The sequence below is a fragment of the Halorutilus salinus genome (genome assembly GCF_026242195.1).
Lineage (GTDB): Archaea > Halobacteriota > Halobacteria > Halobacteriales > Halorutilaceae > Halorutilus > Halorutilus salinus.
The window spans coordinates 74,779-86,983 of sequence record NZ_RKLV01000009.1; the positions used below are offsets into that span (position 1 = coordinate 74,779).

The window sequence follows — 12,205 nt, forward strand, 5'->3', positions numbered from 1 at the left end:
TCCTCGTCGTCTTCCTCGGTTACGGCTACGCTCATACGCGTACTGCGCGGAACTCTTTGAATAAGCTTCCGGATTATACGACGTTTGTCAACGTCTGACTAACGACCTTCGAACTCGGGTTCGCGGTTCTCGACGAACGCCGTCACGCCTTCCTCAACGTCGTCCGACTGAGACACCGAACTCTGGACCCATGCCTCGCGTTCGAGCGCCGAATCGAGGTCGTTGTCGGCGCCGTAATGCAGAAGCGACTTGCTCGCGCCGATTGCGCGCGTCGGTCCCGACGCGAGTTCGTCGACGAGTTCGTCGGCGCGTTCGTCGAACTCATCGTCGGCGTAGGCGTGGTTTATGAGACCCATCTCCTCCGCCTCAGGCGCGGGTACGTCACGTCCGGTGAAGACGAGCTCCTTCGCCTTCTTCATACCCACGAGACGCGGGAGTATGTACGACGAACCCGAGTCCTGCGACAGCCCGATCTTTGCGAAAAGCTCCGCAAAGGTCGCCGACTCCTCCGCGACGGTCAGATCACACGCAAGCGCGAGGTTACATCCCGCACCGACGGCGTGTCCCTGAACCTTAGCCACGGTCGGCTTCCGCATACGGAAAAGCTGGCGGACTATCTCGTGTAGGTCGTTCTCTATCAGTTCGACTATCTCCGGCGGCGACGTATGCGCGAAGTTGACGAGCGCGTTTACGTCCGCCCCGGCGCAGAAGGTTCCGCCCGAGCCTTGGAGGACGACCGCACGCGCGTCCGACCCCTTTATTTCGCGCAGTTCGTCTGCGAGCGCCGACATCGTCTCGTGGTCGAGTGCGTTCTTGACCTCAGGACGTTCTATCGTAACCGTGGTCACACCGTCTTCTCTGTCTACGTCTACTGACATGTTCGGAAGACGCCCGCATCGGACATATAGCTTGTGTAGCGAGAGAACAAGAGTTATACACGATGACGGAGTTCTATGAGTATGGCAAACTTCCCCGAAGCGGAGAAACGTCTGCTTGAGAAGCAGATATGTATGAGATGTAACGCACGTAACCCGGAGGACGCTACTTCATGCAGGAAATGCGGGCACAAGAAGCTACGTCCTAAGAACCGCGAGCGTCAGACAGCCTAAAGCTCCCCTTTTGTACTCGGTACGTCGTCGCGTCGCTCGTCGTGACGTGTAGCATCGTCGAGTGCGAGCGCGAACCCCTTGAAGACAGCCTCGATCACGTGGTGGTCGTTGTCGCCCGCCGCCTCTACGTGGAGCGTCACGCCCGCGTTACGCGCGAACGTACCGAAGAAATGCGGCACCATCTCGTTCGTCAGGTCGCCGACTCCGTCGCGGTCGAGTTCGACCTCGGTGAAAGCACGTCCGCGCCCCGACACGTCGACGGCGACTGAGGCGAGCGCCTCGTCCATCGGCGCGCGTCTGTCGCCGAAACGCGCGATACACGCACCGTCGCCGACTGCGTCACCGAACGCGCGTCCAAGGACGATAGCTGTGTCCTCGACCGTATGGTGGTCGCCGGTTTCGAGGTCGCCGTCCGCCTCGACGGTCAGGTCAAACATACCGTGCTTCGCAACGGCGACGAGCATATGATCGAGGAACCCTACGCCCGTCTCGATGTCGCTCTTACCGTCGCCGTCAAGCGCGAACTCAACGTTCACCTTCGTCTCGACCGTCTCACGTTCCGCGTTTCCTTTGCGTGTCATGTCGCCACCTCGTTAGCCTCGTCGTACGACATACGTCCCTCGTAGAAAGCCGTGCCGATGACTACGCCCGACGCGCCCGCTTCTCGCAGAGCCTTCACGTCGTCGGTCGTCGCCACGCCGCCCGACGCTATCACGGGAACGTCGACCGCCTCGACGAGTTCCTCGACGGGTTCGACGGTTACGCCTTCGAGAAGACCCTCGTCGTCGACGTTCGTGAACAGGAACGCCGAAGCGCCCTCGTCCTCGAAACGCCGTGCCACCTCGACGGGCGAGACGCCCGCGCCCTCCTTCCACCCTTCGACGACGACCTCGCCTTCGCGGGCGTCGAGTGAGACGACGACCTCGCCGTACTCCGCCGCACGTCCGACGAGTGGCGGATTCTCGACGGCGGCGGTTCCCATGACGACACGATCCGCGCCCGCCTCGAACAACGTCCTTGCGTCACCGACCGAGCGTACGCCGCCGCCGACCTGTACGGAGACATCCGTCTCCTCGACGATACGCCGAACCTGCGACGCGTTCCTGCGTTCGCCATCTATAGCACCGTCAAGGTCGACGACGTGGAGATGTTCCGCTCCCTCGTCGACCCAACGCCGAGCCGACTCGACAGGGTCGCCGTACGTCTTCGCTGTGCCTTCATCACCCTGTACCAACTGGACGCATTCGCCTCCCTTCATATCGACGGCGGGTATTACGTCCATCTTTCTTACCCGTCTTCCTCGTCGTCGACGTACTCGTCTATGTCGTACCACTGATCCTCGCCTTCGAAGTAGTCGTCGGCTTCCTCCATCCGTTCCTCTATGTCCTCGTTCTCTGCCATCGGGGTTAGTACGCAACCTTAGACATAAAGCTTTTCGCGGGGACTGTCGCAAGCTATTAGAGACGGTCGCGTCTACGGCGTCCATGGAGATAACTCAGCTGTTTTCGAGTATGCCTTTCGCGGAGCTACTCGGTATCGAGGTCACGCGCGCCGAGGACGGTATGGCAGAGGCGCGTCTGCAGATGACACGGAAGCTCAGCTCTAACACCGCGAGAAACGTCGGACACGGCGGCGTGGCGTTCGCGCTCGCGGATACGGTGGCGGGCGCGGCTGTCGTCTCTCTCACGGGGGAACCCGCGCCGACGGTCGATATGCGTATAGACTACCTCAAGCCCGCCACCGACGACATGACGGCGCGCGCCGAGGTGGTACGGCGCGGCAACACGTCCGCAGTCGTCGACGTGACGGTGAGACACGAAGGCGAGGGCGACGCGGACGCCGAAGACGGATACGGGTCAGCCCAGGGCGACGAGATAGCCCGCGCCCGCGGCGTCTTCAAGCTCGGCGTCGAGGAAGGTTCGGAGCACGACCGGGATACAGACGAGATCGGTAACAGCCCCTAAGCTTACGTCGTCCGGGCGCGTCTTACGTCTATGTCCCGTTTCAACGTCTCAGGCACCGCTGTGGTCACGGGTGGGTCGAAAGGTATCGGACGCGCCGTAGCCGAGAGCTTCGTGGACGACGGCGCTGATGTCGTCATCTGCTCGCGCACAAAGGACGAGGTAGAGGCGACCGCGGACGACATCGGTGCCGTGGGCGTCGAATGCGACGTTACGAACCGCGATGAGGTTGGCGCGCTCGTCGAAGTCGCCGTCGACGAGTTCGGCGGTATCGACGTTCTCGTAAACAACGCGGGCGCGTCGTTCATGTCCAACTTCGACGGTGTGACGCCGAACGGCTGGGATAGGGTCGTCGACATAAACCTCGGCGGTACGTACAACTGCACACGCGCCGCGGGTGAACACCTCAAGGACGGTAACGGCACCGTCGTAAACATGGCGAGCGTCGCGGGCGTACAGGGAGCGCCTTACATGTCGCACTACGGCGCGGCGAAAGCAGGTATCATCAACCTCACGAGCACCCTCGCGTACGAATGGGCGAGCGACGGTGTACGTGTAAACTGCGTCGCTCCGGGGTACGTCGCCACACCCGGTGTTGAGTCGCAGATGGGTGTGAGCGCAGACGACATCGACCGGCGTGATCCGGAGCGCACGATAGGCGAACCCGACGAGGTCGCCGACATAGTAAGCTTCCTCGCGTCGCCCGCCTCGTCGTTCGTCGTGGGCGAGACGGTCGTAGCGCGCGGTGTACCCGACATAGCCGAGACGCCGGAGGTCTAAGGGTGTCGGGTGACGCGAGAAACGGCGCGGATCTGTTCGTCGAGACGCTCGAAACGTACGGCGTCGGACGTGTCTTCGGTAACCCCGGCACGACAGAGCTTCCTATCACCGAGGCGCTTGCGGACGGCGACGTTGAGTACGTTCTCGGTCTTCACGAGGACGTTGCGGTCGGTGCGGCGGCGGGGTACGCGAGCACGGCGCGCCATCTCGGCGAACCCGCGCCTGTTGGCGTCGTAAACCTGCACGTCGTACCCGGATTGGCACACGGTCTCGGTAACGTCTACAACGCCGCGCGTTCGTGTGTGCCGCTCGTGGTTACCGCAGGAACGCACGCGACCGACTTCCAGCACGAGGAACCCGTCCTGAGCGGTCCGCTCGTTGAGACGGCACGCCCGTACGTCAAGTTCGCCGCCGAGGCGAAGGACGTTGACGCACTGCCGTCGGTTCTCCGTCGCGCGTTCCGCGAGGCTCTCACACCGCCGACTGGACCCGTCTTCGTCGCCCTTCCCATGGACACGATGACGGCGGAGACAGACGCGACACCCGAACGTCTCGGAGGTATCCCCGACGCCGGAGAGGGCGACACCGACGCGGTCGAAGAGGCGGTCGAAGCCTTCGTTGAAGCCCAAGCCCCCGTACTCGTCGTCGGCGACGGTGTGGCACGCTCCGACGGCGTGGACGCCGCCGTGGCTCTCGCAGAGTCGGCGGGAGCGCGTGTACATGCCGAGATCTTCGCGTCCGAAACCAACTTCCCGACCGAACATGACCAGTTCGTCTCCTTCTTACCGCCCGATGACGGTATAGTCTCAACCTTCCTACGTACCGATACGGTCGTCTTCGTCGGCTGTTCGTCGAACGCGACGCTCTGGAAGAACGAGACGCCTCTCGTACCCGACGACGCAACCCTCGTACATATCGGCGATTCGGGACGCGAACTCGGTAAGAACGCTCCCGCCGACGTCGCTGTTCTCGGAGATCCGGCGCGCGTCTGTAGCCGTCTCGCTAACCGTCTCGGTGAGGCGCTCGACGACGAGGAGCGCGGCGCACGGAAAGAGAACGTCCGATCCACCAAGGGGTCTCTCGCGCCTATGGTACGTTCGATGGGCGAGGACGAAGCCGACTCGCCGTTTCCGTCGAAGGCTGAGCTCGTCGACGCCATCCGCGACGAACTCGGGGACGCGTACGTCGTCGACGAGGGCGTGACGAGCAAGTACGCCCTTCTCACACGTTACCCGTTCGAGGGCGGCGACTATCTCGCCAACAAGGGCGGCGGCTTGGGATACGGGGCGCCCGCGACCGTAGGCGCGGCGCTCGCACACCGCGATGCCGGAAACGACCGACGCGTCGTCGCCTTCATAGGCGACGGCTCTTACTTCTACTACCCTCAGTCGGTCTACACCGCGGTGCGCGAAGGTCTCGATACCACTTTCGTCGTGCCTGACAACGATGGATACACCATACTGCGCGACAACACGGACGAGATGTTCGGCGAAGGCGACCACGCGTACACGGCGACGCGTTTCGACCCTTCGATGAGCGTGGCTGACAGCGCGCGTGCGTACGGCGCGGAGGCAACGCGCGTCGAGGCGAAGGACGCGCTAACCGACGCCCTACGCGACGCGAGCGGTGAGGGCGTTCACGTCGTCGACGTTGCCGTACACGACTGACGACGGCTACAGGGGATCCTCACCGTCGTCGGGAAACACCTTACCCGGATTCAGCGTCCCGTTAGGGTCGAGCGCATCCTTGACCGTACGCATCGCCCTGACGCCGCCCTCGCCGTGTTCGCGCCCCATGAACTTCCGTTTACCCAGACCGATACCGTGCTCCCCGGTGCACGTACCGCCGACCTCAAGCGCGTGCTCGACGACCTTCTCGTACAGTTCGACGCCCTCACGCATCGCCTCGTCGTCTCCTTCCTCAACGAGAACGAGGTAATGTATGTTTCCGTCGCCCGCGTGTCCGAAGCACGGTATGGGGACGCCGTGCTCCTCCGAAAGCTCCTTGATATAACGGACGGTGTCGGGGTACTCCGTAATCGGAACGGCGATGTCGCCCGCGTGCACGGGTTCGAGCGACGGGTTGGCGGAGCGCACCGCGACGCCGAGTTCGCGGCGTAGCTCCCAGAGTTCGTCCGCCTCGTCGTCAGCGCCCACCTCGAAAGATGCGACGTCGTGCGCCTCGAAGACCGAACGCGCGAACCCCACCTCACGTTCGACGCCATGGTTGGCGTGGAACTCGACGAAGACCATCGGCGCGTCGGGCAGGTCGGTGCCGAGGTAGCTGTTCGCCATGCTCGCCGCCGTCGCATCGACAAGCTCTATCTTCGCCACGTCGACCTCCGAACGGACGGCGTCGAAGACGGCACCCGCGGCGTCGTCTAGGCTGTCGAATGTTGCGCGACCGCCGCGTATCTGCTCGGGTATGCCTTTGAGACGGAGCGTGGCGCGTGTCACGACGCCGAGCGTCCCTTCGCTTCCCACGATGAGGTCGCGCATCCTGTAACCGCTCGACGTCTTTTTTGCCTTGCTCCCGAACTCGACGATGCGCCCGTCAGCCAGAACCACCTCAAGCTCGTCGATCCAGTCGCCGACCTTACCGTAACGTACCGTCCCCATACCACCCGCGTCGTTGGCTACCATACCGCCAATCGTCGATATGCTCCCCGACGAAGGCAGAGGCGGGAAGAACAAGCCGTCGCCCTCCACCGCCTCGTTCACGGCGCTCCCGTAGACACCTGGTTCAACGTCGATCTGAAAGTCGTCGGGGCGTACGTCGAGGACGGCATCCATCTCCGTCATGTCGAGAGAGACACCGCGGCGGACGGGGACGGCGTTACCCTCCAGACCTGTCCCTGCGGCGTACGGCGTGACGGGCACACCGCGTTCGTCACAGACTGCGACGACGTTCGAAACGTCCTCGGTCGTAGTTGGGTAGACGACTGCGTCGGGCGTTGCCTCCACGCGCCCTTCGGTCGCCCAGTCGTTCGCGTGCCTGTCCCGTTCGCCGTCACCTAACTTGACCTTCGAACCGTCGACTGCGTCGGTGAGAAAACCCATCTCGGACATACGGAACCGACGCGTCGCGCAGGGTTAACAGTTCCTGCCGTCTCGGAGCCGGTTATACGCGGTGCAACCTATAAATACGTCGTCCTCAAAACAACGGATATGCTGACCGCAGACGAACTCGTAAACAGGTCGAAGTCCGAACTCGACGAGCTTTTCCTCGGCGGCGAAACGCCCGACGAGGACGCGCTCGACGGTGAGACCGAGGGGCGCGTACTCGCGGGGCGTGGACCCCTCCGCGCCGAAGCCGTGCGCGAAGCCGTGAACACGTCGCTCCTACCGTGGAAAGGGAAACGTATCGACCGCGGCGTCGGTGCGAACAGGTTCGGGTACGGACCTCTCGAACGGCAGGGGTTTGAGTTCGAGACGCGTATCGCCTCGTCGCTCGTACCTGACGACAACGACGTACTGATCTTCGACTACGACCAGCCCGAAAACCCGCCCGGTGTGCGCAGGGTACGCGACGACCTCAAGGAGGTCGACGACGGTCTTTTCCTCGGCACGTCGAACGCAAAGCTCGGCGGCGGGTACAGCTTCGTGGCGTACTTCGCGCTCGAACGTACCGACCGTGGAACGGCGACGGAGGAGAGCGGTGGTATAGAGGTTAGGACTTAACTTCGTCCGGCTCAATGCGCCCATGGTGGGATGAATGAAGAGATGGGTGATGGTCTCCGCGTACGTGTTAGGTGTACTCATAGTCGCCGAGGTCGCGGTTTTAGGCTACGTGTTCGTCAACGCGCCGCCCGAAGACCCCGACAACAGGTACCAGCGTATTACCGTGACGGATATCGAAAAGGGGCAGACTCAGGACGGCGTCGTTACGGCGGAGATAAGAGCGGAGCCGTACCTCTACTGTCCCGAAACAGAGTCTCTCACGTTCCATATCGGTGCTTCGTTCTACAACGACACCGAGCGGTTGAGCGACGCACCGTTAGACCCCGGCGGTACCAGACCCGTCGAGGTTCCAACGTTCGGAAAGAACGTCACCATACCGGCGCGTAACGAGAGTCTGTCTCCGGACACCGTCGACACCATCCGTGTCCTCGCTGTGAACCAGCGGGATCAGGGGTATGCCCCCTGCGACGAGATAGCCTTCCCTGACGAACTACCTCCACGAGGGTACTGGTGGAACTCGACGGACGTATCCGGGAACGGTTCGCGCGGAGACAACGCCACCGAGACGTAAGGCTTGAAAGTCGCGCGCACGTACACCGCGTATGCGCGACGAGGAAGAGATAAGGGAGCAGTACGAGTTTCTAAAGGAGCAGTTAGACGACGAGAACATGAACCACGAAGGTGTGCGGCAGATGTTCACGTACTACAAACGCGCGCTCGGCTGGGTTCTCGAAGAGGAGTATATCTAGGCGTCAAACTCCGATCTGATAACCGCCACGAGATCGTCGTCCACCTCACCGGCGATCTCGGCGGTTCCGTTCTCACGTACCTCGGCGAGAGCGACGCGTATACGTTCCGCCGAGCGCCCTTCGGCACCGTCGAGTATCCCTTCCACGCCGGATAGTCCTGTGTCGCGTACGTGTTCAGCGACGCGCGCGCAGACCGCCGCACCCTCGGTATCGCCATCCTCCTTCGCCACCTCTTCGAGTATACGTACAGCGACGTAGAACCCTTCGGCGTTCGCGTCTCCGTCGGTCATCCGAGGGGCGCTCGCCACGCCGTTTCGCGTTCGAGCACGGCACGCCATTTCTTCTTACATCCGCAGTCAGGGCGTTCGAGAACATCGGCGTCGCCCGTAAGCGAGTACGCCGTCACGGCGTCGTATACGTCGTCGTCGCATTCGCCGCAGTTGTGCGCGCCCCTGTCGCCGCCCGAACCCACGGGGCGCGAAACGACGACGGCGGGCGCGTCCTGGGTGCGTTGCAGAACCTCTACGACGCTCCAGAGCCACGGAGGGCGGTAGCCGTCACGGTAATGGAGACGGTCAACGAGCGTGTACCTCTGTACGTTACACGGGTTGACGGAGACGAGATCGGCGTGCTCGGCGCTCTTGCGTACGGAGTAGACGGCATCCTCGATAGCCTCGCTCTCTGTCAGGAAAGGCGGCTTCATCAGGAGATACGCCTTCACGGTCGCGCCGTGATCGTGCGCCACGTTCGCGGCGCGTACGAACTCGTCGAACTCGAAGTACTTGTTGACGCATTCGCGTCTGACGTGGTCGTCGGCGGTTTCGAGACCGACGGCGATACAGAGCTTACGGACGCGTTCGACGGCGTCCTGTATAACGTCGTCCTCCACGAAGTCGGGGAGCGTCTCGACGACCACGCGCCGGTCGGAGAACGTGTCGAGTATCTCGTGGCGCGCCTCCGGCGGTATCTCACGGCGGTCGAAGAACGTCCCGCTCGTGTACATCTTGACGTTCTCGCACTCAACACCCTCGTCGCGCTCGTGCTCCAACGCCTTGTCCAACTGGGTCAACATCGAGTCGGCGTCGACAGCGCCCTTGTTCGACTCGCCGACGTAGCCGCACATCGTACATCCGCCCGCGCGCGCCCATCTGCATCCGTCGGTGTTGAAGACGATAGTGAGAGACTTACCGCGTCCTTCGGGCGACCGATCCTCGTCGACCCAGACACGTATAGGCTCGTCGGGGTTGGCGTCACGATCCTTGCGCGCCCGTATACCCCGCATCGACTCGTTGAGCGCGTCCGACGTTTCCATCGACATACCCCCGCTAAGCTATCGACGCGTAAATGGTTAGCTATCGTAGCCGCCCCAGACCCACTCCTCGCAGAACATCTGCCACCAGTAGTCCTCCATACCCATGTTGATAGGGTTGACCTTGTCGTCCATGCACGACTCGACGAACCCCTGATTCTCCTGTATATACTTACGCACCGCTCGGCGCTCGTCGCCGTAGAGGTAGTAGACCGCAACGGTACGTCCGCGCGACTTCGACGAACCTGTCCCCGACCGTGTGACGTCGAACGTCCCCATCCACCGGCGTTCCTGAAGGTTGGGGTTGCGCGGTAGCTCGTCCGCCGTCGCGGGTCCGTCGTCGCGCAGATGTGTGAGCACTTCGTTGTTCCGGGTCTTTTCGTCCGGAAACGGACTCTCCTGATTCATGATGTTGAATACGTACTCCGTCTGTTTCTTGACCTTCTACCTAGGACATATACCTGCGCGTACTTATACTTTATTCGTTTGCACAGAGAAGCCTCCTAATCTGTAAACCTAATTTTACAGAGACGGCGCTCCCTAAACGAGATTCTTACAGTCGTTGACTATCCTCGACGGGTTTATCTCGCCGTCGTAGTCGAAAGAGACGTAGTAGCCGAGGTAGTCGTTGTTTACGAAATGGAGACGGACGGAGTCGTCGAACTGGTAGATGGAGCATTCGAGCGCCTCGTCGTTGAACAGTGACTCTATATGCTGGTTTCCGAGACCCTTCAGAACCATGTCGTGGTGTATCTCCTCTATATCCTCCTGACTGAACTCGTCCGCCACGTCGTCACGTATGTAGAGAACCTCGTAGCCTTCCCTGTCGTACCGCCCGACAGCACGTAGCTTGTCGCCGATCTCGTCCTTCAGAACCTCGACCAGCTCTTTCTGTCTCGTCCCCATTCTTGGGGGTGTTTCGTCCGAACGGTGGTTAACGTTTATGAATCTTCGGCGAAGGCTCCTGCGATCAGGAGGGGGAGGACGAGCGTCGCCTCCGCCTGTACCTGAGTGTAGTTGGTCTCGTCCTCCGATCTTATCTTCCCCCACGAAACCGCCTCGTCGGGGGGCGCGCCCGAAAGCGAACCGTCGCCCTCCATGCCTGTTGAGACGTAGACGGCGTAGTCGGCACCGCCGCGGAACAGGTTGGTCATGATCGCGTGGTGCTTGGGGACGCCGCCGCCGACGGCGATAAGACCCGTCGTATCGGCGAGCAAGCCGTCGTCTATGAGAGCCTCGTAGTCGTCGAGTATCTCGATACCGACGCCGTCGTGCGCGTCGTCGCGCTGGCGGTAGTAGTAGAGGAAGTTTCCGACCTCGGCGTCGGTAAGTGCGGGACAGTAGACGGGTACGTCGTTGTCGGCTGACTGTTTCAGGACGGAGTCAGGGTCGTCGAGTCGCTCGCCGAGTTCGGCGCAGAACTCAGACGGTGTACGGACGCGTTCATCGGCGAAGAAGTCGTCGAAGAAGTCGTACAGGTACTCCTCTAACCAGACGTAACGGTCGGAGGGGACGTAGATGTTGCCGAGACGGTTTATGCCGCGGTCACGTAGCTCCGCCTCGTCAGCGTCCCAGTCGCCCATCTTGAACGGCTTCTCCGTCTTTATAACGTCCTCGGCGACGGAGCCGGACGTGGTGATGACTACGTCGACATGTCCCTCGCGGACGAGGTAGGCGACGGCTTCGCGCAGACCCGACGAGACGATGTTGGAGGTGAAGGTGAGGTAGACCGTCGCGTCGTCGTCGCGCATCCGTTCGCAGATGTCGACAGCCTCTGCGAGATGCGTTGCCTGAAACCCCGTCGTTGCGTACGCGTTGAGCATCGCGCTCAGGTCGAAGCCGTCGCGGAAGTCGTAGCCGCGTACGTCGGGGGCGTCGACCTCCTCGTCGCTCCCCGGCACGACGTTTTCGTGTGTATCGCCTTCCATACGTCGGGTACGCGGGTCGGCTTCTTGAAACGGTCGTATTCGGGAAGCCGGGTTAAGAGTTATATACAGGCGTCGTGTACGGTAGGTATGCTCAGATGGCTTATCGGGGTAGTCGCCGCGGTAGCCTTCTTCTGGGGTCTCAACAGGATTCTGATCGCTCTCACATCCGAGGCGACCACGACCGACCTCCTTCTCGGCGTCGTAGGTGTCGGGCTCGCGGGTCTCTCGTTCGTCTACCTCGGATACCTTCTCGGACGGGTTCAGAGGAGCGTCTGAGAAAGAAATACTCTTAACCCGGCGTGTGCAATCACACGACGCGCCTCGGTAGCTCAGCCTGGTAGAGCGCGTCATTGGTAATGACGAGGTTCCCGGGTTCAATTCCCGGCCGAGGCTTGAGCGAAGCTTAGCGGAGCGAAAGCCGATCGGGATTGAACCGGTGAAGGAAGTGAGCGGTTACCGCGAACGGACTGACCGTGGTTCAGTTCTCCTCCGAGGTTGTTATCCGAACCTATGCCACCAACCTAAGCTGATCTTCTCCGGAAAAGGTGAAGTACCTCGGGGGCAAGCCCCGAGGCTTCACCGTTTTGACCGCACGTCCCAAACCGGGTCGTTCCGTCGCAGGCGAATTTAATTCCCCTCGACCTTCGCATAACGGGTCGGCTCCGGATTAACACCCGAACACAGCGTTA

At 61.8% G+C, this 12,205-nt stretch carries 17 protein-coding genes and 1 tRNA gene; 9 read left to right on the plus strand and 9 right to left on the minus strand.

What is annotated here, in order from left to right:
- Positions 1-98 precede the first annotated feature (98 nt).
- A complete protein-coding gene (locus tag EGH25_RS09470; RefSeq protein ID WP_266087952.1) occupies positions 99-878 on the minus strand; it encodes an enoyl-CoA hydratase/isomerase family protein in 780 nt (259 codons plus the stop codon).
- Between the two features lie 81 nt (positions 879-959).
- Between EGH25_RS09470 and EGH25_RS09475 the strand changes: the two genes are divergently transcribed.
- Entirely contained in the window at positions 960-1,109 is a 150-nt protein-coding gene (locus tag EGH25_RS09475) for a 50S ribosomal protein L40e (RefSeq protein WP_266087954.1), read from the plus strand.
- Here EGH25_RS09475 and hisB read toward each other — a convergent pair.
- The gene (gene hisB / locus EGH25_RS09480) at positions 1,106-1,690 is read right to left on the minus strand and encodes an imidazoleglycerol-phosphate dehydratase HisB (RefSeq protein WP_266087956.1); all 585 of its coding nucleotides are present in this window, start codon (positions 1,688-1,690) and stop codon (positions 1,106-1,108) included. The two genes, EGH25_RS09475 and hisB, sit on opposite strands and share 4 nt — an antisense overlap.
- Positions 1,687-2,391 (minus strand): 1-(5-phosphoribosyl)-5-[(5-phosphoribosylamino)methylideneamino]imidazole-4-carboxamide isomerase, encoded by a 705-nt coding sequence (gene hisA, locus EGH25_RS09485; protein ID WP_266087958.1) that lies wholly within the window; start codon positions 2,389-2,391, stop codon positions 1,687-1,689. Before hisA ends, hisB begins: the two co-directional genes overlap by 4 nt.
- Positions 2,392-2,593: 202 nt before the next feature.
- Between hisA and EGH25_RS09490 the strand changes: the two genes are divergently transcribed.
- Genes EGH25_RS09490 through EGH25_RS09500 form a run of 3 tightly spaced genes read left to right on the plus strand, consistent with a single transcriptional unit; the run spans position 2,594 to position 5,517 of the window.
- A complete protein-coding gene (locus EGH25_RS09490) occupies positions 2,594-3,073 on the plus strand; it encodes a PaaI family thioesterase (RefSeq protein WP_266087960.1) in 480 nt (159 codons plus the stop codon).
- 30 nt (positions 3,074-3,103) lie between these two features.
- On the plus strand, positions 3,104-3,850 hold the full coding sequence (locus tag EGH25_RS09495; protein ID WP_266087962.1) for an SDR family NAD(P)-dependent oxidoreductase: 747 nt from the start codon (positions 3,104-3,106) through the stop codon (positions 3,848-3,850).
- A 2-nt stretch (positions 3,851-3,852) separates the two neighbouring features.
- Positions 3,853-5,517 (plus strand): thiamine pyrophosphate-binding protein, encoded by a 1,665-nt coding sequence (locus EGH25_RS09500; protein ID WP_266087964.1) that lies wholly within the window; start codon positions 3,853-3,855, stop codon positions 5,515-5,517.
- Between the two features lie 6 nt (positions 5,518-5,523).
- Here the strand turns inward: EGH25_RS09500 and EGH25_RS09505 are convergent, their stop codons facing one another.
- The gene (locus EGH25_RS09505; protein ID WP_266087966.1) at positions 5,524-6,918 is read right to left on the minus strand and encodes an FAD-binding oxidoreductase; all 1,395 of its coding nucleotides are present in this window, start codon (positions 6,916-6,918) and stop codon (positions 5,524-5,526) included.
- Positions 6,919-7,017: 99 nt separating this feature from the next.
- Here EGH25_RS09505 and EGH25_RS09510 point away from each other — a divergent pair, with 99 nt between their 5' ends.
- Genes EGH25_RS09510 through EGH25_RS09520 form a run of 3 tightly spaced genes read left to right on the plus strand, consistent with a single transcriptional unit; the run spans position 7,018 to position 8,279 of the window.
- The gene (locus EGH25_RS09510) at positions 7,018-7,530 is read left to right on the plus strand and encodes a hypothetical protein (protein WP_266087968.1); all 513 of its coding nucleotides are present in this window, start codon (positions 7,018-7,020) and stop codon (positions 7,528-7,530) included.
- 34 nt (positions 7,531-7,564) lie between these two features.
- The gene (locus tag EGH25_RS09515; protein ID WP_266087970.1) at positions 7,565-8,101 is read left to right on the plus strand and encodes a hypothetical protein; all 537 of its coding nucleotides are present in this window, start codon (positions 7,565-7,567) and stop codon (positions 8,099-8,101) included.
- A gap of 31 nt (positions 8,102-8,132) precedes the next feature.
- Positions 8,133-8,279: a hypothetical protein gene (locus EGH25_RS09520; RefSeq protein ID WP_266087972.1), complete on the plus strand. Its 147-nt coding sequence runs from the start codon at positions 8,133-8,135 to the stop codon at positions 8,277-8,279.
- Here the strand turns inward: EGH25_RS09520 and EGH25_RS09525 are convergent.
- From EGH25_RS09525 to EGH25_RS09545, 5 genes are all read right to left on the minus strand, one after another.
- Complete coding sequence (locus EGH25_RS09525) at positions 8,276-8,569, minus strand: hypothetical protein (protein ID WP_266087974.1); 294 nt, start codon at positions 8,567-8,569, stop codon at positions 8,276-8,278. The genes EGH25_RS09520 and EGH25_RS09525 overlap by 4 nt on opposite strands.
- Positions 8,566-9,597, minus strand: coding sequence for an archaeosine biosynthesis radical SAM protein RaSEA (locus EGH25_RS09530; RefSeq protein WP_266087976.1), 1,032 nt, complete (start codon positions 9,595-9,597; stop codon positions 8,566-8,568). Before EGH25_RS09530 ends, EGH25_RS09525 begins: the two co-directional genes overlap by 4 nt.
- A gap of 30 nt (positions 9,598-9,627) precedes the next feature.
- On the minus strand, positions 9,628-9,996 hold the full coding sequence (locus EGH25_RS09535; RefSeq protein WP_266087978.1) for a BRCT domain-containing protein: 369 nt from the start codon (positions 9,994-9,996) through the stop codon (positions 9,628-9,630).
- Between the two features lie 132 nt (positions 9,997-10,128).
- Positions 10,129-10,494 carry a DUF7522 family protein gene (locus EGH25_RS09540; protein WP_266087980.1) on the minus strand — a complete coding sequence of 122 codons (366 nt, stop codon included), beginning with the start codon at positions 10,492-10,494 and terminating at the stop codon, positions 10,129-10,131.
- 35 nt (positions 10,495-10,529) lie between these two features.
- Entirely contained in the window at positions 10,530-11,516 is a 987-nt protein-coding gene (locus EGH25_RS09545; protein ID WP_266087982.1) for a deoxyhypusine synthase, read from the minus strand.
- Between the two features lie 87 nt (positions 11,517-11,603).
- Here EGH25_RS09545 and EGH25_RS09550 point away from each other — a divergent pair, with 87 nt between their 5' ends.
- Positions 11,604-11,792: a hypothetical protein gene (locus EGH25_RS09550; RefSeq protein WP_266087984.1), complete on the plus strand. Its 189-nt coding sequence runs from the start codon at positions 11,604-11,606 to the stop codon at positions 11,790-11,792.
- Positions 11,793-11,834: 42 nt separating this feature from the next.
- Positions 11,835-11,909 (plus strand) — tRNA-Thr (locus EGH25_RS09555).
- Positions 11,910-12,205: the final 296 nt, after the last annotated feature.